This window comes from Pseudomonas sp. RL_5y_Pfl2_73, from assembly GCF_963970515.1.
In the GTDB taxonomy this organism is placed as follows: Bacteria; Pseudomonadota; Gammaproteobacteria; order Pseudomonadales; family Pseudomonadaceae; genus Aquipseudomonas.
Genome location: NZ_CAXAPD010000004.1, coordinates 147626 through 167518, shown reverse-complemented (window position 1 = coordinate 167518; position 19893 = coordinate 147626). Strand labels below are relative to the sequence as shown.

The 19893-nt window shown below is 61.1% G+C and carries 20 protein-coding genes; 5 read left to right on the top strand and 15 right to left on the bottom strand.

Annotated features, from left to right (window positions below):
- Positions 1 to 87: 87 nt before the first annotated feature.
- The 5 genes from betB to AACY42_RS05460 all read right to left on the bottom strand — a co-directional run bounded on the left by betB (position 88) and on the right by AACY42_RS05460 (position 5647).
- Complete coding sequence (gene betB / locus AACY42_RS05480; protein WP_339477409.1) at positions 88 to 1560, bottom strand: betaine-aldehyde dehydrogenase; 1473 nt, start codon at positions 1558 to 1560, stop codon at positions 88 to 90.
- 80 nt (positions 1561 to 1640) lie between these two features.
- The gene (gene betI, locus AACY42_RS05475) at positions 1641 to 2261 is read right to left on the bottom strand and encodes a transcriptional regulator BetI (protein ID WP_339477407.1); all 621 of its coding nucleotides are present in this window, start codon (positions 2259 to 2261) and stop codon (positions 1641 to 1643) included.
- A 346-nt stretch (positions 2262 to 2607) separates the two neighbouring features.
- Entirely contained in the window at positions 2608 to 3786 is a 1179-nt protein-coding gene (choV, locus tag AACY42_RS05470) for a choline ABC transporter ATP-binding protein (protein ID WP_339477405.1), read from the bottom strand.
- Positions 3783 to 4628: a choline ABC transporter permease subunit gene (choW, locus tag AACY42_RS05465; RefSeq protein WP_339477402.1), complete on the bottom strand. Its 846-nt coding sequence runs from the start codon at positions 4626 to 4628 to the stop codon at positions 3783 to 3785. Before choW ends, choV begins: the two co-directional genes overlap by 4 nt.
- Positions 4629 to 4699: 71 nt before the next feature.
- Positions 4700 to 5647 (bottom strand): choline ABC transporter substrate-binding protein, encoded by a 948-nt coding sequence (locus AACY42_RS05460; RefSeq protein ID WP_339477399.1) that lies wholly within the window; start codon positions 5645 to 5647, stop codon positions 4700 to 4702.
- A gap of 422 nt (positions 5648 to 6069) precedes the next feature.
- Here AACY42_RS05460 and AACY42_RS05455 point away from each other — a divergent pair, with 422 nt between their 5' ends.
- Both AACY42_RS05455 and AACY42_RS05450 read left to right on the top strand, forming a co-directional pair.
- Positions 6070 to 7449 (top strand): L-serine ammonia-lyase, encoded by a 1380-nt coding sequence (locus AACY42_RS05455; RefSeq protein WP_339477397.1) that lies wholly within the window; start codon positions 6070 to 6072, stop codon positions 7447 to 7449.
- Between the two features lie 582 nt (positions 7450 to 8031).
- Positions 8032 to 9135, top strand: a complete 1104-nt coding sequence (locus AACY42_RS05450) for a GlxA family transcriptional regulator (protein ID WP_339477394.1) — start codon at positions 8032 to 8034, stop codon at positions 9133 to 9135.
- 508 nt (positions 9136 to 9643) lie between these two features.
- Here AACY42_RS05450 and AACY42_RS05445 read toward each other — a convergent pair.
- The 6 genes from AACY42_RS05445 to AACY42_RS05420 form a co-directional block, all read right to left on the bottom strand.
- Positions 9644 to 9907, bottom strand: coding sequence for a hypothetical protein (locus AACY42_RS05445; RefSeq protein ID WP_339477392.1), 264 nt, complete (start codon positions 9905 to 9907; stop codon positions 9644 to 9646).
- A 366-nt stretch (positions 9908 to 10273) separates the two neighbouring features.
- Positions 10274 to 11437 carry a gamma-butyrobetaine dioxygenase gene (locus tag AACY42_RS05440; RefSeq protein ID WP_339477390.1) on the bottom strand — a complete coding sequence of 388 codons (1164 nt, stop codon included), beginning with the start codon at positions 11435 to 11437 and terminating at the stop codon, positions 10274 to 10276.
- 19 nt (positions 11438 to 11456) lie between these two features.
- Entirely contained in the window at positions 11457 to 11930 is a 474-nt protein-coding gene (locus AACY42_RS05435) for a thioesterase family protein (RefSeq protein ID WP_339477387.1), read from the bottom strand.
- Positions 11931 to 12057: 127 nt separating this feature from the next.
- Positions 12058 to 13023: an L-carnitine dehydrogenase gene (locus AACY42_RS05430; protein ID WP_339477384.1), complete on the bottom strand. Its 966-nt coding sequence runs from the start codon at positions 13021 to 13023 to the stop codon at positions 12058 to 12060.
- A gap of 95 nt (positions 13024 to 13118) precedes the next feature.
- On the bottom strand, positions 13119 to 14006 hold the full coding sequence (locus tag AACY42_RS05425; RefSeq protein WP_339477382.1) for a 3-keto-5-aminohexanoate cleavage protein: 888 nt from the start codon (positions 14004 to 14006) through the stop codon (positions 13119 to 13121).
- Positions 14007 to 14077: 71 nt separating this feature from the next.
- Positions 14078 to 15022, bottom strand: a complete 945-nt coding sequence (locus AACY42_RS05420) for a choline ABC transporter substrate-binding protein (RefSeq protein WP_339477379.1) — start codon at positions 15020 to 15022, stop codon at positions 14078 to 14080.
- Between the two features lie 186 nt (positions 15023 to 15208).
- Here AACY42_RS05420 and AACY42_RS05415 point away from each other — a divergent pair, with 186 nt between their 5' ends.
- Entirely contained in the window at positions 15209 to 16168 is a 960-nt protein-coding gene (locus tag AACY42_RS05415) for a GlxA family transcriptional regulator (RefSeq protein ID WP_339477376.1), read from the top strand.
- 399 nt (positions 16169 to 16567) lie between these two features.
- On the opposite strand, the gene AACY42_RS05410 is transcribed toward AACY42_RS05415, so the two are convergent.
- The 4 genes from AACY42_RS05410 to AACY42_RS05395 form a co-directional block, all read right to left on the bottom strand.
- Entirely contained in the window at positions 16568 to 16984 is a 417-nt protein-coding gene (locus tag AACY42_RS05410; RefSeq protein ID WP_339477373.1) for a DUF3010 family protein, read from the bottom strand.
- A gap of 32 nt (positions 16985 to 17016) precedes the next feature.
- Positions 17017 to 17340 carry a helix-turn-helix domain-containing protein gene (locus AACY42_RS05405; protein WP_339477370.1) on the bottom strand — a complete coding sequence of 108 codons (324 nt, stop codon included), beginning with the start codon at positions 17338 to 17340 and terminating at the stop codon, positions 17017 to 17019.
- The gene (locus AACY42_RS05400; RefSeq protein ID WP_339477367.1) at positions 17324 to 17578 is read right to left on the bottom strand and encodes a type II toxin-antitoxin system RelE family toxin; all 255 of its coding nucleotides are present in this window, start codon (positions 17576 to 17578) and stop codon (positions 17324 to 17326) included. Before AACY42_RS05400 ends, AACY42_RS05405 begins: the two co-directional genes overlap by 17 nt.
- 88 nt (positions 17579 to 17666) lie before the next feature.
- Positions 17667 to 18068, bottom strand: coding sequence for a lysozyme inhibitor LprI family protein (locus AACY42_RS05395; protein ID WP_339477364.1), 402 nt, complete (start codon positions 18066 to 18068; stop codon positions 17667 to 17669).
- A 235-nt stretch (positions 18069 to 18303) separates the two neighbouring features.
- Between AACY42_RS05395 and AACY42_RS05390 the strand changes: the two genes are divergently transcribed.
- Complete coding sequence (locus AACY42_RS05390; protein ID WP_339477361.1) at positions 18304 to 19281, top strand: dipeptidase; 978 nt, start codon at positions 18304 to 18306, stop codon at positions 19279 to 19281.
- 80 nt (positions 19282 to 19361) lie between these two features.
- On the top strand, positions 19362 to 19892 hold the full coding sequence (locus AACY42_RS05385) for a DUF5943 domain-containing protein (RefSeq protein WP_025215877.1): 531 nt from the start codon (positions 19362 to 19364) through the stop codon (positions 19890 to 19892).
- Position 19893 lies beyond the last annotated feature (1 nt).

Here is a 19893-nt window from a genome sequence, read left to right as displayed (position 1 = left end):
TCGCGAGCCGGCTCGCTCCCACACTGGAATGGGGGCTCCTGTGGGAGCGAGCCGGCTCGCGATGGCGGTCTCAGAGACGACGCTGGATCAGAACACCGACGTGTAATCGCCCAACTCGACCTGTACCGATTTGATGCGGGTGAAGTTGTTCAGCGAGCTGATACCGTTCTCCCGGCCCACGCCCGATTGCTTGTAGCCACCGACCGGCATTTCAGCCGCCGACTCACCCCAGGCATTGATCCAGCAGATGCCGGCTTCGAGCTGGTGGATCACTCGGTGGGCGCGGTTCAGGTCGCGGGTCACGACGCCGGCGGCCAGGCCGAAGTCGGTGTCGTTGGCGCGACGGATCACTTCTTCTTCGGTGTCATAGGTGAGGATACTCATCACCGGGCCGAAGATTTCTTCGCGAACGATGGTCATCTCGTCGGTGCAATCGGTGAACACGGTCGGGGCGACGAACGCGCCCTTGGCCAATTCGCCGTCGGTCAGGCGACTGCCGCCGCACAACAGGCGCGCGCCTTCGGCTTTGCCTTTCTCGATGTAGCCCAGCACGCTTTCCATGTGGGCGAAGCTCACCAGCGGACCGAAATTGGTGTTTTCGTCCTCAGGATTACCGATGCGGATGCGCGCCACGCGCTCGGCGATCTTGGCTTCGAAGGCGGTCTTGAGGTGGCTCGGCACAAACACGCGGGTGCCGTTGGTGCAGACCTGACCGGAGCTATAGAAGTTGGCCATCATCGCGGTGTCGGCGGCGCGATCCAGGTCGGCGTCGTCGAAGATGATCAGCGGCGACTTGCCGCCCAGTTCCATGGTCACGTCCTTGAGCGAAGAACTCGAGGCGCTGGCCATGACTTTCTTGCCGGTGTCGGTGCCGCCGGTGAAGGAGATTTTTTCGATGCGCGGGTGCTCGGTCAGCCAGGTGCCGACTTCGCGGCCGCTGCCGGTCAGTACGTTGAACACACCCGCTGGAACGCCGGCCTCGGTGTAGATTTCGGCCAGTTTCAGGGTGGTCAGCGAGGTGACTTCGCTCGGCTTGAAGATCATCGCGTTACCGGCCGCCAGGGCCGGGGCGGATTTCCACAGGGCGATCTGGATCGGGTAGTTCCACGCGCCGATACCGGCCACGACGCCCAGGGGCTCGCGACGGGTGTAGACGAATGAAGTGGTGCGCAGCGGAACCTGCTCGCCTTCGATGGCAGGCACCAGGCCGGCGTAGTATTCCAGCACGTCGGCGCCGGTGACGATGTCGACGTAGCGGGTTTCGGAGTAGGCCTTGCCGGTGTCCAGGGTTTCCAGGGCGGCCAACTCATCGTTGCGCTCGCGCAGGATCTCCACGGCGCGACGCAGGATGCGCGAACGCTGCATGGCGGTCATGGCGGCCCAGATTTTCTGGCCTTTTTCGGCGCTGGCCACGGCGCGCTCGACGTCTTCGAACGTCGCACGCTGCACTTGGGCAAGGACTTCACCGTTGGCAGGGTTGATGGCTTCGAAAGTGGCGTCGCCGCTGGCATCACTGTACGCGCCATCGATGTAGAGTTTTTGCAGTTCGAAACGGGCCATAAAGTCCTCGCAAGTGCATAAGTGGTTGGCTGGCCAGCGGAGCGCGTCGTTTATAGCTGACGACGCGGCTCGGCGGTGGTTCAGGAGTCGAGCGGTTCTGTGTGCTCTGGCGCCCCTGCTTTGGCCAGTTGGAGATCCATGTATTCGTGAGCGATCTGGTGCGCCTGGGCGGTATCGAACGCGTCTCCCGACAGCGCTCCGCGCAGCCACAAACCGTCAATCAGCGCGGCCAGCCCCCGTGCCGCGCTGCGTGCCTGATCAACGGGCAGCACGCGGCGGAACTGGCTACACAGGTTGGAATACAGACGGTGATCGTTGATCCGCTGCAACCTGTGCAAAGACGGGTGGTGCATGCTGGTGGCCCAGAAGGCCAGCCAGGTTTTCATTGCCGGGCCATTGACCTGGCTGGCGTCGAAGTTGCCTTCGATGATCACCTTGAGGTGAGCCCGGGCGCTTGTGTCCTCCAGCGCCTGGCGGCGCGCGGTGACGTTCTCGCTCAGGACACTCATCAGGTACTGGGCCGTGGCCGCGATCAGGCCATTCTTGTCCTGAAAGTAGTGACTGATGATGCCGTTGGAGACACCGGCCAAACGGGCGATCAGCGCAATGCTGGCGTCCCCCATACCGACCTGATCGACCGCTTGCAACGTGGCTTCGATCAGTTGTTGGCGGCGCATGGGTTGTATACCGACCTTGGGCATCTAGCACATCTCCTTAGGCCATTGGGCTCGCGAATGTCGTCTGCCGGAACGAAACCAGTCTATTTTGTTTTGATTGAACGTTCAATCAACAAAAAGTGAGTTCTGCGACGGCTCGTCGCTGTTGCCGAAATTCCTTATGCGCAAATGGGCATGTGGCACCTGAGACAGCGTGACCCCGCGGGATAAGGCGAGGTTTTTTCGGGATGTCTTTATGACATCCGTGGGTTGGATGCCCACTGGTCGATGGGCTGGAACGAAGAGAGGCGCCACCGGGGCTTGTGTGGGTTTGAGAGAGGGCCAAACAAAGACACCGCGTTCATCTCGCGGCGTCTTTGCAGGCGTTGGCTTAGCCCAGGTTCTTGCCCAGCAGTGCGTGGTACAGCTCGCTGTCGCCGAGGATCCCGACGATTTGCTGGTTATCGTGGAGCACCAGTTTATTGCCGGTCTGGTAGCGAATCTGCAACGCGTCGCGCATGCCGATGTTGGAGTCCACCAGGGTCGGGTGCCGGCCCAGTTCTTCGACGGCTTGGCCCGGTACCCAGTTTTGCAGGTCCAGCGCCGCGCCGTTCTGCCGGGCGCCCTTGATGGTGTTGCCTTCGGCCAGGTCGAGCCAGGAGTCGCCGCTCGGGTCCAGGCACACCGAACCGTTGATGCGCTTGCAGTTGTCCAGGGTGCGCATCAGGCTGCGACCGCACAGCACGTTGAGCGGGTTGGTGTGGGCGACGAAGGTGCGCACGTAGTCATCGGCCGGGTTCAGCACGATCTCTTCGGGTTTGCTGTACTGGACGATCCGGCCGTCTTTCATGATCGCGATACGGCTGCCCAGCTTCAGGGCTTCGTCGAGGTCGTGGCTGACGAACACGATGGTTTTGCTCAGCTTGCGTTGCAGCTCCAGCAGTTCGTCTTGCAGGCCTTGGCGGATCAATGGGTCGAGGGCCGAGAACGGTTCATCCATCAGCAGGATGTCGGCGTCCATCGCCAGGGCGCGGGCCAGGCCAACCCGTTGCTGCATGCCGCCGGACAATTCGTCGGGCTTCTTGTTGCGCCACTGGGCCAGGCCCACCAGCTCCAGCTTCTCATCCACCAGCTTGCGGCGTTCTTTCTCAGGGCGACCCTGCATTTCCAGACCAAAGCTGATGTTCTCGCGCACCGTCAGCCAAGGCATCAGGGCGAACTTCTGGAACACCATGGCAATGCGCTGGGTGCGCATCATCTTCAGTTCGGCGGGGGTGCAGGAGGCGATGTCGATCTGCCGGCCTTCGTGTTCGACGAACAGCTTGCCGCGACTGACGGTGTTCAAGCCGTTGATGCAGCGCAACAGGCTGGATTTGCCGGAACCGGAAAGGCCCATCAAGACACAGATTTCGCCTTTCTCGATGTCCAGGCTGGCTTTTTCAACGCCGACGATCTGCCCGGTTTTCTTCAGGATTTCGTTGCGGGTCATGCCTTGGTCGAGCAGCTTCAGGGCTTCGCGTGGATCCCTGGCGAAGATCACGTCGACGTCTTCAAAATGAATGATGCTCATGCGTCACTCCTTACTTTGGCGTCGGGTTGTTTGCAGATTCGGTCGAGCATGATCGCCAGCAGTACGATTGCCAGGCCAGCTTCAAAGCCCAGGGCGATATCGGCGGTGTTCAGTGCGTTGACCACAGGTTTACCCAGGCCATCGGCCCCCACCAGCGCGGCGATCACCACCATCGACAAGGACAGCATGATGCACTGGGTGATACCGGCCGCGATGCTTGGCATCGCATGGGGCAGTTCGATACGCGACAGGAGTTGGCGACGGGAGCAGCCGAAAGCTTTGCCGGCGTCCATCAGTTCCTCTGGTACGTCGCGGATGCCCAGGTAGGTCAGGCGGATGGGCGCGGCAATCGCGAACACTACCGTGGAGATCAGGCCCGGGACCACACCCAGACCGAAAAGGGTCAGGGTAGGAATGAGGTATACGAAGGTCGGTACGGTCTGCATCAGATCGAGTACCGGGCGCATCAGGGTGTAGAACAGCGGCTTGTGCGCGGCAACAATGCCCAGCGGCACGCCGATCAGTACGCAAACCAGGGTCGCGAACAGCACCTGGGCGAGGGTTTCCATGGTCTCTTGCCAGTAACCCAGGTTGAGGATCAGCAGGAAGGACGCGATGACGAATACGGTCAGGCCCCATTTGCGCTGGATGAAGTGCGCGAATAGCGCGATGAGGCCGATCAAAGCCAACGGGTTGAACCAGGTCAGCGCAAACGTCACGCCGTGAATCATCGTTTCCAGAAACAGTGCGATGGCATCGAAAGTGTTGGCGCCGTGTTGCGTCAACCAATCGACGAAGCCGGCAATGTACTGGCCTAAGGGTATTTTTTGATCAATGAGCATGGTAGTGGACGTCCGCATGCAAGGGAATGAACAGCCCAGGCGGGCGGGCCCGCCTGGCATAACATAAGCAGTTACTGTGCAAGCTTGGCTTTCACGGCGTCCAGGCCAGGTTTACCGTCAATGGTGGTCACGCCAGCCAACCAGGTATCGAGTACCTGTGGGTTTTTCTTCAGCCAGGCCTTGGCGGCGGCCTCAGGTTTCATCTTGTCGTCGAGCACGTTGCCCATCAGCGTGCTTTCCATGTCGACGGTGAACTCCAGGTTTTTCAACAGCTGGCCAACGTTGCTGCACTCTTGGCTGTAGCCCTTGCGGGTGTTGGTCGCCACGGTTGCGGCACCGAAGTCGGGGCCGAAGAAGTCGTCGCCGCCGGTCAGGTACTGGATCTTGAAGCGGGTGTTCATCGGGTGTGGTGCCCAGCCGAGGAACACCACGTCGGTGCCACGCCTGGCGGAGCGGTCGACCTGCGAGAGCATGCCGGCTTCACTCGATTCGACGACTTTGAAGCCTGCATCCTTCAGGCCGAAGGCGTTCTTTTCGATCATGCTCTGGATCAGGCGGTTGCCGTCGTTGCCGGGTTCGATACCGTAGATCTTGCCGTCGAGTTCTTTCTTGAATTTGGGGATGTCGGCGAAGTCGTGCAGGCCTTTGTCATACAAAGCCTGAGGGACGGCGAGGGTGTACTTGGCACCCTTGAGGTTGGTGCGCACGGTTTCCACGGTGCCGGCTTCGCGGTAGGCCTTGATGTCGTTTTCCATGGTCGGCATCCAGTTGCCGAGGAACACGTCCATGTTCTTGCCATCGGCCAGGGACTTGTAGGTTACCGGCACGGAAATCATGGTGGTCTTGGTCGTGTAGCCGAGGGCGTCGAGTACCACGCTGGCGGTGGCGGTGGTCACGGTGATGTCGGTCCAGCCGACATCGGAGAAGTTGACGGTGCTGCACTGTTCGGGTTCAGCGGCGCTGGCCAACATTGGAAGACTCAGCATGGCTGCCAACAACAATGACGTGGAACCTTTCATGGGCGGACTCCTGGTGTTTTATCGGCGGTGTCCGGGAGGACAACCGCGCTTAATTGGATTCTGCGGTTGGTGGCGCGTGGGCACTGTGTGACACGCGGCCTTGCAAACGAGCCGTAACCGATCATGTACCAGTGCAAATCTGACGCCTACAGGGGGGGTCGTATCCAGTACAGGGAGGGTCGCATCTAGTATCGGTGATGTCGGTTACAGCTTTTTTTCGCCCCTGGGGGGGCTCTGACACGCAGAAAAACGGCGTAAAACCGGGGGCAGGGCGGGGCGGCGTTGGTGGGCATGATTGCGTCGGTGTCAGACGTCGGGGCCCAAGGCAAAAACCGGATGATGCGGCCATCCGACGTTGAGCTTAGCAGCTCCGTCACCGGACGCTCCTGCGCCCGGATGTGCCTGTTCTGGAGTTTTCGGCAATGGCAATCAGCGTTTTTGACCTGTTCAAAATCGGTATCGGTCCGTCCAGCTCACACACCGTGGGCCCGATGCGGGCCGCCGCATTGTTCGTGCAAGGTTTGCGTGAGCGAGGAATTTTGGGGCAGGTAGCACGGGTGGAAGTTCAACTCTACGGTTCGCTTTCCGCCACTGGCATCGGCCATGGTAGCGATAACGCGGTGATTATGGGCTTGATGGGCGAGTGGCCGGACGCGATCGACCCATCGCAGATTGGTGTGTGCATCGAGCGACTGCGCCAGACCCAGACTCTGCTGCTGGACGGTCGCCTACCGGTGCCTTTCGTCTGGTCCCGGGACATGCGCCTGATCGACGAAAACCTGCCATTCCATCCCAACGCCATGACGCTGGTGGTCGAGGCCGCCAACGGCGACGAGCTATACCGTAACACCTTTTACTCGGTCGGCGGCGGTTTCGTCGTCGATCAGGCCCAAGCCACCAGCGGTGTGGTGGACCTGGACCGCACCGAACTGCCTTACGATTTTTCCAGCGCCGAAGAGTTGCTCCAGTTGTGCCGCAGCCATAACTTGCGGGTGGCCGAGTTGATGATGGCCAACGAAAAGGTCTGGCGTTCGGAAGACGAGATCCGCAGCGGCCTGATGAAACTCTGGCGGGCCATGCAGGATTGCGTCGAGCAGGGCCTCAAGCACGAAGGTATCTTGCCGGGCGGCTTGAATGTGCGTCGGCGTGCGGCCAAGTTGCATCGCAGCTTGCAAGAGCTGAACAAGCCCAATGTCATCGGCTCGACCCTCAGTGCCATGGAGTGGGTCAACCTGTTCGCCCTGGCGGTCAACGAGGAGAACGCCGCCGGTGGGCGCATGGTCACGGCGCCGACCAATGGGGCGGCGGGGATCATTCCGGCGGTGCTGCATTACTTCATGAAGTTCAGCGAAGCGGTCACCGACGCCAACGTCGTGGATTATTTCCTCGGTGCGGCGGCCGTTGGAATCCTGTGCAAAAAGAACGCATCGATTTCCGGCGCCGAAGTCGGTTGCCAGGGCGAAGTGGGATCGGCCTGCGCCATGGCGGCTGCAGGCCTGGCGCAAATCCTCGGGGCCACGCCGGAGCAACTGTGCAACGCGGCGGAAATCGGCCTGGAGCACAACCTCGGCCTGACCTGCGACCCAGTGGGTGGCCTGGTGCAGGTGCCGTGCATCGAGCGCAATGCGATCGCCGCGGTCAAGGCAATCAACGCCGCCCAAATGGCCCTGCGCGGGGATGGCCAGCATTTCATCTCCCTGGATCGGGTGATCCGCACCATGCGTGATACCGGTGCCGACATGCATGACAAATACAAGGAGACCTCGCGCGGCGGCTTGGCGGTCAGTGCGGTGGAGTGCTGAATCGCGTTCGCGCAACCCTCTGTAGCAAGGGGGTTCTCTGTGGGAGCAAGGCTTGCCCGCGATGGGGGCAGTAGATTCAACATGGATGTCGACTGACCTACCACCCTCGCGAGCAAGCTTTGTTCCCACTGATGATTTTCTTTATCCACAAGAGCGAAAACTGCTCGCAAAATGAACACCGATCTGCAAACGCGCCACCTTTTGGCGCGTCGCAAACAGACAAGTCCCGTTTTGTCGATCCAGGCGCTGAAGCGCGCTCGACCGTCCGTCACCCGCACCTGTGGTGATACTCGTTGTGCAAGCGGCGCAGCCCAGTTCCCACAAGTGATACCGAACTGCTCACTGTCTGTTGTGGCAGGTGCCAGCCGCCATTGATGGCGCTCATAACCCGTACTCGATGCACGCCTTATATAGACTGCTCGTGATGTCGTTTTCAGGATTTATTGAACGCGTATTCAATTTTAGGCATGGCAATTGCTCTATCGCTGTAAAGCCCAGCTCCTTCGTGAGAACGAGGGCAACAACCAATAAAAAGAGCCTCCGCCTGAGGCCATCACCCGCTTTGTGTGAGGAGATACCGCGATGACGCCGTCCAACTCAGGGGCCCAATCCCAGAACCGTACGCCTCAATCCATCGGCTTTTTGCTGCTGGACAATTTCACGCTGATTTCCCTGGCGTCCGCGGTAGAACCGCTACGCATGGCCAACCAATTGTCCGGTCGTGAGCTGTATCGTTGGACCACCCTTACGGTCGATGGCGGCCAAGTCTGGGCCAGCGACGGTTTGCAGATCACCCCCGACGCCTCCATGCACAAGGCGCCGCCCCTGGATACTGTCATCGTCTGTGGCGGCGTCGGCATCCAGCGCACCGTGACCCGCGAACACGTGTCGTGGTTGCAGAGCCAGGCCCGCCAGTCCCGTCGCCTCGGCGCGGTTTGTACCGGCAGTTGGGCCCTGGCCTGCGCCGGCCTGCTGGACGGCTTCGATTGCAGCGTGCACTGGGAATGCCTGGCTGCCATGCAGGAAGCTTTCCCGCGGGTGTCGATGAGTACCCGTTTGTTCTCCCTAGACCGCAACCGCTTCACCAGCTCTGGTGGCACCGCGCCGCTGGACATGATGCTGCACTTGATCAGCCGCGATCACGGTCGTGAACTGTCGGCGGCGATCTCGGAAATGTTTGTCTACGAGCGTATCCGCAACGAACAGGACCATCAGCGTGTGCCGCTCAAGCACATGCTCGGTACCAACCAACCGAAGTTGCAGGAAATCGTCGCGCTGATGGAGGCCAACCTCGAAGAGCCGATCGACCTGGACGAACTGGCGGTGTACGTCGCCGTGTCCCGGCGACAGTTGGAGCGGTTGTTCCAGAAATACCTGCACTGTTCGCCGTCGCGCTATTACCTCAAGCTGCGGCTGATCCGTGCACGGCAACTGCTCAAGCAGACGCCGATGTCGATCATCGAAGTGGCCTCGGTGTGCGGCTTCGTCTCCACCCCGCACTTCTCCAAGTGCTACCGCGAATACTTCGGCATTCCGCCTCGCGACGAACGCGTCGGCTCCAATACCACCCAACAGGTGGCGATGTTGCCGCTGCCGCAGGCGCTGGTGCTGTCGCCATTGTCCGGCCCGCTGTCGGCGCTGAGCCAGGCGCGTAATGAGTCGACGTTTGCCAGTGTGAGACTCTGAGACCGTAGCGTCTTCATCGCGAGCAAGCTCGCTCCCACAGTTGGATTGGGGTTTGGCTGGAGAGGCGGGTTGGCTGTAAGGCCGCCTTCGCGAGCAAGCTCGCTCCCACAGTTGGATTGGGGTTTGGCTGGAGAGACAGGCCGGCTGTCAGGCCGCCTCGCGAGCAAGCTTTGCTCCCACAGGTCCTGCTCAAACAGATCTGATGGGTGTACGACGGGGAGAGCTAGGTCGGCTACTAGGCCGCCTCGCGGTGGACGTTGATCGCGGCGGGCCCACGGAGCAATGCCTTCGTTCGGGCACACCGAGCCTAGGCGAGGTGCCGAGTGGTGGGGCAAAGCGTTTTTGCTTACTTTTGGCGCTCTTCCAAAAGTGAGCCGCCGTCAGGGCGGAACCATAAGCCGCCGTTACCGCAGCAACGGATATGTACTCAGTCAGGCCGCCATCGCGAGCAAGCTTGCTCCCACAGGTTTCGTGAACGACACAAATCCTGTGGGAACCATTGGTTCTGTCAGGCGCTATGGTTCTGCTGGTATTGCATCAACGCCGGCAACAGTTGCTTATCAATTGCCTGGCGCACGGCCGGCAGGATGGTGGCGCTGCTGGTGTACATATCCTTGACCATCCGCCGCAATTCATTGGCACGGATGGTGTCCAGCCCCCGCACAGCACACTCGCACGCCTGTTCGGCCGTGGAGCCACTGGGTATTTGCAGACCCAGGGCCTTGAGGTGGCCCAGCAGGTCTTCCTGGTCGATCAAATCGGCGTACATCATGACGCTTTTCCTTGTTCAGGGATTGGGGTCGTGTCTCGATTCTGGTAGCCACCCGAAGCGGCGGCAAGGGCAAATGGTCGCAATGTCATGAATGACTATGGAGGCGTCGTTTTCGGCTAACTTGCACGGGACTGGACTGGGCACACTGCCCACAAGCTGAATCACGATGGTTTGGTCACCCTCGCGCGACAGCTCCTCCAGTAACGCAACCTGCCCCGATCCTGTCACGGCTTGATCGGGGATTTTTTTGCCTGTGTGAATCAGGTGAAAGTGTGTTGTTTGATCGGGCGCCTTCGCGAGCAGGCTCGCTCCCACAGCGGTTCTGTGTCGTTCATAGAACCTGCTCGCGCTGAACGATGATGCGGTCTAACGCTGCAACACCAGAATCCGCGACAACAACTCATCCCGATCCACATAGCACCCCTGGAAATGCCGGGCCCCGGAAGCCGGGTCGAAGGCATTGCGGGCGTGGAGGATGCGGCGGTTGTCGAAGCACCAGAGCTGGCCGGGTTCGAGGCGCTGTACCAGGCGAAATTGTGGCTCTCGGGTCAGGGCAATGAAGCGGCGGTAGGCGTGGTAAAGCTTGGGCATCTGCTCGACCGAGGTGTCGAACGGCCCACGCAGGAAGTTCGCCATGCGGATTTCCGAAACCTGCCCAAGGGCATCCAGCGCGATGATGGGGGCCAGGCAGCGGTAGTCGCTGTGGCGGTCCTTGTTGCGAAACTCCACCGGGATCCGGCACAGCGCGTCGAAGGCCTCGGGGTCTTTCTGGCGCAGGGAATCGGCAATGGCGAAACCGTCGACAAAAATGCTCTCGCCACCGTCGGCGTCATTCACCAGGCAATGCAAGAATTGCAGCCCCGGCTGCAATTCCCGGGTCGGCAAATCACTGTGCAGCGGCAGGTTGAAAGCGGTGTAGGCGTTGCTGTCGGCATCGGCCTTGGACTGCACGTTGAACAGCACGCCGAAGTTGCTCTCTCGAATGAAGGCAATGCGCTGGGCAACTCGTTTCAGCGAGCCGGGTTCGGTGGGTACGCCGCGCACTTGGGTCAGGCCGATGTCGCGTACCGCCAACAACCATTGCAACAACGCATCGGCATCGTCCATCAGTGCCGGGTAATCGAACACTGGCAATTGCAGGTCGCGCCGCCACAATTGGCGCCGGGGTTTGTTCGCCAGGCGCTCGGCTCGGGACTGATCATCGTAGGCGTGGGCGCGCAACCAGCCCGGGTCGAAACGGCTCTGGTGACCGTCCTGCCAGTCCACACACAGGCAGCCTTCGTCGTCGAGGCGGGTTGCGTCGGGGGCGATGTCTTCAGGGACGTCGACGATTTCCAGCACCTGCTCGCGGGTGACGCTGTAGACGCATTGCGGGCAAGGGCAGTTGTCCCGCAACCACGGGTGATGAAAGGGGCTGACCCGGCCGTCGGCCCACGTCACTTGCACCCGGTCGGACAACGGTGTGGCGGCGGTCAATGGGAAGATCAGGGGGTAACGGCGGAAGTCGGCAAAAGCGGCGGCGGTGTTCATGCGATCTCCTGTGTAAGGCTTACCGGGCGGCAGGCAGGGCGATGACCCGGCCGATATAGGTCGGCGGCAGGTCGGATTGTTGCTCGAGCAAGGCGTTGAGCCGGCCCAGGGTCTGTTCCGTGAAGGGCGCCGAGCGCGGGCCGGCCAGGTCGACGTGCAGCAGCATCTGTTCATTGCCGGCCAGCTCTTTATCACCGCCGACCAGATGCAGGCTGTGGTAGAGGTGCAGGCGTTTGGCGTCGTGGCCGATGATGTGCGTGTGCACCTCGACCTGGGCGTCGAGCTTCACTTCGTGCAGGTAGTTGAGATGAAGTTCGAGGGTGAACAGCGAGTGGCCGCAGGCTTCGCGGTTCTGGCTGTCCAGGCCGAGCCGGTCCATCAGCGCGTCGGTGGCGTAGCTGAAGATCAGCAGGTAGAAGGCATCGCGCAGGTGGCCGTTGTAATCAACCCATTCGGGGAGGATGTGGGTTTGGTAGGGGGTGAGGGTGGGCATGATGACGATCCAGCGGAAGATTGGGATTCATGTGGGAGCGGGCTTGCTCGCGAAGGCGGTGTATCTGCCGCACGATATTTAGCGGATGTACCAGCCTCTTCGCGAGCAAGCCCGTTCCCACCGGGGGTTATTCAGCGAAAGACATGCCGTGCTTGGCCTTGGTGGTCTTCACCGCCTCCAGCACCGCCAGCAGGCAATCATCACGATAGCGCTCCAGGGCCGAGATGCTGTGGCTGCCCAATTGCGCGCGGGTGCCGTCCACCACATCGTCGATCAGTTTTTCGGTCAGCTCTGGCGCTGGCAGGTAGGTCCACGGCAGTTGCAGCGCCGGGCCGAACTGGGCCATGAAGTGCCGCATGCCGGCATCGCCGCCGGCCAGGGTGTAGGTCAGGAACGTGCCCATGAACGACCAGCGCAGTCCGGCGCCAAAGCGGATGGCGTCGTCAATTTCCCCGGTGGTGGCGACGCCGTCGTTGACCAGGTGCAGGGCTTCGCGCCACAACGCTTCGAGCAGGCGGTCGGCGATGAAACCGGGCACTTCCTTGCGCACGTGCAGCGGCCGCATGCCGAGGGATTCGTACACCTGCATCGCCGCCTGCACGGCTTCGGGCGCGGTGTGTTTGCCGCCGACCACTTCCACCAGCGGCAACAGGTAGACCGGGTTGAACGGGTGCCCGACCACACAGCGTTCCGGGTGGGTGGAACCCTCATAGAACTCGCTTGGCAGTAACCCCGAAGTGCTGGAGCCGATGAGCGCGTTTGACTTGGCGGCGGCGCTGATCTGAGCGTGTAGCTCGAGTTTCAATTCCAGTCGCTCGGGGGCGCTTTCCTGGATGAAGTCGGCGTCGCGCACGCAGTCTTCGATGGTGGCGACAAAGCGCAACCGATCTTGCGAAGCGCCGGGTGCCAGGCCTTGTTGCTCCAGGGCGCCCCAGGCATTGGCGACGCGCTTGCGCAACGCTGCTTCGGCACCCGGCGCCGGGTCCCAGGCGACGACGTCCAGGCCATGGGCCAGGGCCCGGCTGACCCAGCCGCTGCCGATCACACCGCTGCCCAGGGCGGCGAAGGTCTTGATGTCGGTGATAAAGCTCATGGTGATGTCCTGAAGAAATAGTTCGGTGATCTCCTGTGGGGGCAAGCCTTGCTCCCACAGGTTGTGCCCCCCGATAGGGGAAGGTGGATGTCGGCTCAGCCGCGCTGGGTCAGGCCCATTTTCTTGCGACCTTCAGCCGGGGTGAGCACGCGGGCGCCGAGGCGGCTGAGGATTTCGCCGGCGCGCTCCACCAACTGACCGTTGGTAGCGAGGACGCCTTTGTCCAGCCAGAGGTTGTCTTCCAGGCCGACCCGCACGTTGCCTCCCAGCAGCACCGCCTGGGCGGCCATCGGCATCTGCATGCGGCCGATGCCGAAGCCGGCCCACACCGCGTCCGCCGGCAAGTTGTCGACCATGGCTTTCATGGTGGTGGTGTCGGCCGGCGCGCCCCATGGGATGCCCAGGCAGAGTTGGAACAGCGGGTTGTCCAGCAGGCCTTCCTTGATCAGTTGCTTGGCGAACCACAGGTGACCGGTGTCGAAGATCTCCAGCTCGGCCTTGACGCCCAGCTCAGTGATGCGCTTGGCGCCGGCCCGCAGTTGCGCCGGGGTGGAGACGTAAATGGTGTCGCCGTCGCCGAAGTTCAGGGTGCCGCAATCCAGGGTGCAGATTTCCGGCAACAGCTCTTCGACGTGGGCCAGGCGGGTCAGCGGCCCAACCAGGTCGGTGTTGGGACCGAACGCCATCGGCCGTTCGCCCGCACCGATCTCCAGGTCGCCGCCCATGCCGGCGGTGAGGTTGACGATGATGTCCACGTCCGCCTCTCGGATGCGCGCCATCACTTCGCGGTACAGCGCCACGTCACGGCTGAACTTGCCAGTCTGCGGGTCGCGGACGTGGCAATGGACCACCGTGGCCCCGGCCTTCGCCGCCTCGACGGCGGCGAAGGCGATCTGTTTCGGGGTGACCGGCACGTGGGGGCTCTTGGCGGTCGTGTCGCCAGCACCGGTGAGTGCGCAGGTGATGATGACGTCGTGGTTCATGGTGCGGCTTCCTTCAGGCGTGGTGAGTCACCGCGCAGCCGTTTGGCGCTGCGCAGATGGATAACGGTTGTTCAGTTGCTGGTGAGTTTCAGGTTGTCGGCGGCGGGCTTGCCGTCGAAGGTGGTCACGCCTTCGAGCCAGCGCTGCTTGTCTTGCGGATGATCCTTGAGCCATTGCCGGGCCGATTCGAGCGGGTCCTTGTGATCGAGCAACGGCTGCATCATCCGGCTCTCATCTTCGGCGCTGAACGTCAGGTTGCTCAGCAAGCGGCCGACGTTCGGGCATTGCTCGGCGTAGTTCGGCGCAGTGACCGTCCAGACGGTGGCCATGCCTTCGTTCGGGCCGAGGGCGTCGTCGCTGCCGGTGAGGTAGGTCATTTGCACGTTGACGTTCATCGGGTGTGGCGCCCAGCCGAAGAACACCACGGCCTCCTTGCGCCGCACGGCACGGTCCACGGCGGCGAGCATGCCGGCCTCGCTGGACTCCACCAGCTGGAATTTGCCCAGGCCGAACTGGTTCTTGGCGATCATCGCCTTGATCTGGGTATTGGCGCCGGAGCCGGGCTCGATGCCGTAGATTTTGCCGCCCAGCTCTTTTTCGAATTTGGCGATGTCGGCGAAGGTCTTCAGGCCCTTGTCGGCCAGGTAGGTCGGCACGGCCAGGGTGGCGCGGGCGTCCTTGAGGCTGGGCTGTTCCAGCACCTTGACCTGCTTGGCCTCGACGAACGGGGTGATGGTCTGGGTCATCAGCGGGTTCCAGTAGCCCAGGAACAAGTCCAGCCGCTGGTCGCGGATGCCGGCGAAGATGATTTGCTGGGAGGCGCTGGTTTGCTTGGTCTTGTAGCCGAGGCCGTCGAGCATCACTTGGGTCAGGGCGCTGGTGGCGATGACGTCGGTCCAGTTGACCACGCCCAGGCGCACGTTCTGGCACGCGGCGGGCTCGGCGGCCATGGCGGCGCCATTGAGCAAAGTGGTACCGCAAAGTCCAAGTACGCAGGAGCTGATCAGTCGTTTCATGTCGGGTTCCTCGGCAGCTTATTGTTATGGGGTGCGGCATCTGCGCGCCGGTGATGCCAAGTTACGCAGCCCGGTGCCAGGCAAAACGCACAGCGGCGACGTGCTCTTGCACTGCAGCGACTCTTGAACGGCCGTTGCAACTGGCGTATCAAGGTCCGCACGCTACCCGCCAACCGAGTGCGCTCCATGTCCCAGGATTTCTACTTTTTGTTGATGCCGGGTTTTTCGGCCATCGGTTTCATTTCGGCCATCGAGCCCTTGCGGGTCGCCAATCGGTTTCGTGGCGAGCTGTACCGCTGGCATGTGCTGAGTGTCGATGGCGGGCCGGTGCTGGCGAGCAATGGCATGTCGGTCAACGCCGATGCCGCACTGGAGCCCTTGAAGAAAGGCGCGACCCTCTGGGTGGTGGCCGGATTCGAACCGCTGAAATTCGCCACCCCGGCACTGGAGCGCTGGTTGCATCGGCTGGACAACGAAGGCGTGACGCTGGGCGGCATCGACACCGGCAGTGTGGTGCTGGCCGAGGCGGGGCTGTTGGAAGGGCACCGCGTGACCTTGCACTGGGAGGCGCTCGAGGCGTTCAAGGAGTCTTATCCGCAACTCAGCGTGACCCAGGAACTGTTCGAGATCGACCGTCGCCGCATCACTTGCGCGGGCGGCACTGCTTCCATCGACCTGATGCTGGACCTGATCGGCCAGGCCCACGGTTCGGAACTTTCGATCCAGGTCAGCGAGCAGTTCGTGCTCGGCCGCATCCGCCCGCGCAAAGATCACCAGCGCATGGAAATCGCCAACCGCTATGGCATTCGTAACAAGAAACTGGTGCACGTCATCGGTGAGATGGAAGCCCACAGCGAGCCGCCCCTGAGCACCTTGGCGCTGGCCGAGTCGATCAACGTCACCCGTCGCCAGCTCGAACGCCTGTTCCGCCTGCACCTGAACGACACCCCGAGCAACTTCTACCTGCGTCTGCGCCTGGAAAAGGCCCAGCAACTGTTGCGCCAGACCGACATGAGCGTGTTGGAAGTGAGCATTGCCTGCGGCTTTGAGTCACCGTCGTACTTCACCCGCAGTTATCGGACACGCTTCGCGCGCTGCCCGCGGGAGGATCGGCGACAAGTGGCGATAAATCAAACGCTTCAATGACCGGCGCATCGAGAACAATTAAAAATAACTTGATTTAGATTGTTTGTGGCGGGTGCTGTGATTTTTTCAAGACTGTCCTCCGTAAGTTTCGGCGGACAAGCCTGTATTGATGCGCGACGTGAAAAGGAACGGGTGTGGAAGTCCAACCGGGGTGGTTATGCGCTGGAGGACAAGGCGTTTGTCGATGGGTTGAAGGGGTATCGTAAGCAACAGAATCGGTCCTGACCCGATTAGCGGTCGAGCATAGTGACCTGAGTGGAGAGGGGGGGGTGTGGGAGCAAAGCTTGCTCGCGAAACAGTCGACTCGGTTTCTGAAGGACCGCATCGCCTCCATCGCGAGCAAGCTTTGCGCCCACAAAAAATCCCATGGCTATAGGTACGGTGTTCGGTGCAAAAGCTCTATTTCTTCATCAGCGCCGAACACGCCGCCTTATAAGCCTCATGCTGATACTTGTTCAGCGTCGCCGGCGGGGTGAAGTCGTGTTTCTTGCTCTGCGCATTGAGGGTTTGCGGTGACAGCAGCGTCACCTCGCAACCTTCCAGCAACTGGAAAACCCCTTCGATCTTGAACGTGGTCGGGCCACCGGCGAACTCACCTTTCTTGCTGCGCTTCTTGATGGCGATGCGTTCGATGCCGTTGTCCGTCACGAACGCCCGCACTTGGGCGGCGAAAGCCTTGACGTTGGCGGCGTCGTCATCGTCGTCCAGGGCGATTTTCTTGGTGTTCAGCGCGACGTGGCTCAGCACCTGTTGATCCAGCGAGGCAACAGCGATGATCGCTTCGCTGCCTTTGATTTCGATGCCGCAAGTTTTCATGTGAAGCCCTTTGCTCGATGGTGACGTGCAGCTTACAGCTCCAACTGATCAGCCTGGATACCAAAGGCCGCAGCAATTTTTTCGCGGGTGGCGCGGCGAGGCTTGGCGACGGACTCTTGCTGGGCAAAGGCCGGTTGAGAAATACCCAGGCGCCTGGCGACTTCATCTTGAGTCAGGTTCAGGTGTTCGCGCCAGGCACGGCTGGGCGTGGCGCCGTCGACGATGCGGCTGACGACTGCATGGGGGATGAGATCGGGTTGCAGTTTCTGCGCGACGTATTGGGCATACGCAATGACCACAAAGGCGGGATGCCCGTCTGCGTCATTGATGATCTGAATATCAGTAGGGACGCTCATCGCGTTTCCTGACCTCTTGAATGCTGACGATCTTGATCGCCCCGTCCCAATCGAACATGACTCGATAGCGGCCTACCCGAAGGCGATAGGCGTAGTCATGGCCGACAAGCGCTTTGACGTTCACCGCGTCGGGCATCTGGGCGAGCGCCGTAACGGCGTCCCGAACCTGGGCCTGATGGGCAGCATGCAATTTTAGAAGCTGCCTAACGGCTTTTCCGGTCCTGTGGATGGTGTTCATGGAAGGACATAAGTCTTTTATGAGGTTTGCGAAACCTGACTTATATCCCCTTCAGGGCCAATGCGTGAAAGGTGTCTGAATATTGCCCTCAGTCTTGCCCAATCGACTCCAAAAACTCCGACCGGTCATCGCTCACTTGGGCCATGCAGTCGTTTTCGGCGATTTTGTAGGCGTCGCTGCCGGGTTTGGCCGGGAAGGCGGCGATGGCGCAGTCGGCGTCGCGCTGTTTTTGCCACAGTTGTTGGGCGGTATTGACCTTGGTGGTGATGTCGTTGAGCTGGGCCTTGTCGCTGGCGTAGCGGGTTTGCAGGCGCTCAAGGAGGCTCTGCAGGTTTTCGTCCAGCAGTTGTACGGCGGCGGTTTTTCCGTAGGCCGAGCAGGCCAGGGTCTGGACGTCGTTTTCAACTTCGTCGCAGGGGTTGGGCTCGGTGTCTTCGGTTGCGTGTGCCAGGGTGCTGATCAGTGCCAAAGTCAGGAAGAGTGATTTCATCGCGTTGCCGCTCAAGTCCAGTGAAAACCAGTGATGCGGCGGATTCTGGCGCAAGCGTCAGGTAAAGAACAGACGGGTGGGGTGGGCCTGTTGTAGTCCATTGTCGTGGATTGACGCTTTCGGCAATTCCCCTGTCGTTTTTGCACCGGGTCGCCACGGCCCTCAGGCATATGCTGGCCCCAAAGCGCCGGCACACGATTCGGCGCATGAATCGCTGACAAAAGGGGACTGCCTGATGAGCCCAGCGCAATTGCACGCCGACAGCATCGTTATCGACGGGCTGATCATTGCCAAATGGAACCGCGACCTGTTCGAAGACATGCGCAAGGGCGGCCTGACCGCGGCCAATTGCACCGTGTCGGTGTGGGAAGGTTTCCAGGGCACCATCAATAATATCGCGGCCAGCCAAAAACTGATCCGCGAGAACAGCGACCTGGTGATCCCGGTGAAAACCACCGCCGACATCCGTCGCGCCAAGGAACAGGGCAAGACCGGCATCATTTTCGGTTTCCAGAACGCCCACGCTTTCGAAGACCAACTCGGCTACGTCGAGATCTTCAAGCAACTGGGCGTGGGTGTGGTGCAGATGTGCTACAACACCCAGAACCTGGTCGGCACCGGTTGCTACGAGCGCGACGGTGGCCTGTCGGGCTTCGGCCGCGAAATCGTCGCCGAGATGAACCGTGTCGGCATCATGTGCGACCTGTCCCACGTCGGTTCCAAGACGTCCGAAGAGGTCATCCTCGAATCGAAGAAGCCAGTGTGCTACTCCCACTGCCTGCCGTCCGGCCTGAAGGAACACCCGCGCAACAAATCCGATGAAGAGCTGAAGTTCATTGCCGACCACGGCGGTTTCGTTGGCGTGACCATGTTCGCGCCGTTCCTGGCCAAGGGCATCGATTCGACCATCGACGACTACGCCGAAGCCATCGAATACACCATGAACATCGTCGGTGAAGACGCCATCGGCATCGGCACCGACTTCACCCAGGGTCACGGCCAGGACTTCTTCGAAATGCTGACCCACGACAAGGGCTATGCACGTCGTCTGACCAGCTTCGGCAAGATCATCAACCCCCTGGGCATCCGCACCGTGGGCGAGTTCCCGAACCTCACCGAGACGCTGCTCAAGCGCGGCCATCCTGAGCGGGTGGTGCGCAAAATCATGGGCGAGAACTGGGTCAACGTCCTGAAGGACGTCTGGGGCGAATAAACGCCGCCGTATCGCCGAATCCCTTACCTGCGGCCGTCTGTGCCGCAGGCAATACCACGCATTTCCGGAGTCAAGTTTTCATGGCCAAAATCGCCCCTCAACTGCCTATCGAAGTCGACAGCGAAACCGGTATCTGGACGTCAGACGCCCTGCCGATGCTGTACGTGCCGCGTCACTTTTTCGTCAACAACCACATGGGCATCGAAGAAGTGCTGGGCGCCGACGCCTACGCCGAGATTCTCTACAAGGCCGGCTACAAATCCGCCTGGCACTGGTGTGAAAAAGAAGCCGAATGCCATGGCCTGGAAGGCGTCGCGGTGTTCGAGCACTACATGAAGCGCCTGTCGCAGCGTGGCTGGGGCCTGTTCAAGATCCAGGACATCGACCTGGACAAAGGCACCGCCAGCGTCAAGCTCGAACACTCGGCATTCGTCTATGTGTACGGCAAGGTCGGGCGCAAGGTCGACTATATGTTCACCGGTTGGTTCGCCGGTGCCATGGACCAGATCCTGGCCGCGCGCGGCAGTTCGATCCGCACCGTGGCCGAGCAGGTCTACGGCGGTTCCGAAGAAGGCCACGACGACGGCCTGTTCATCGTCAAGCCGTTGTAAG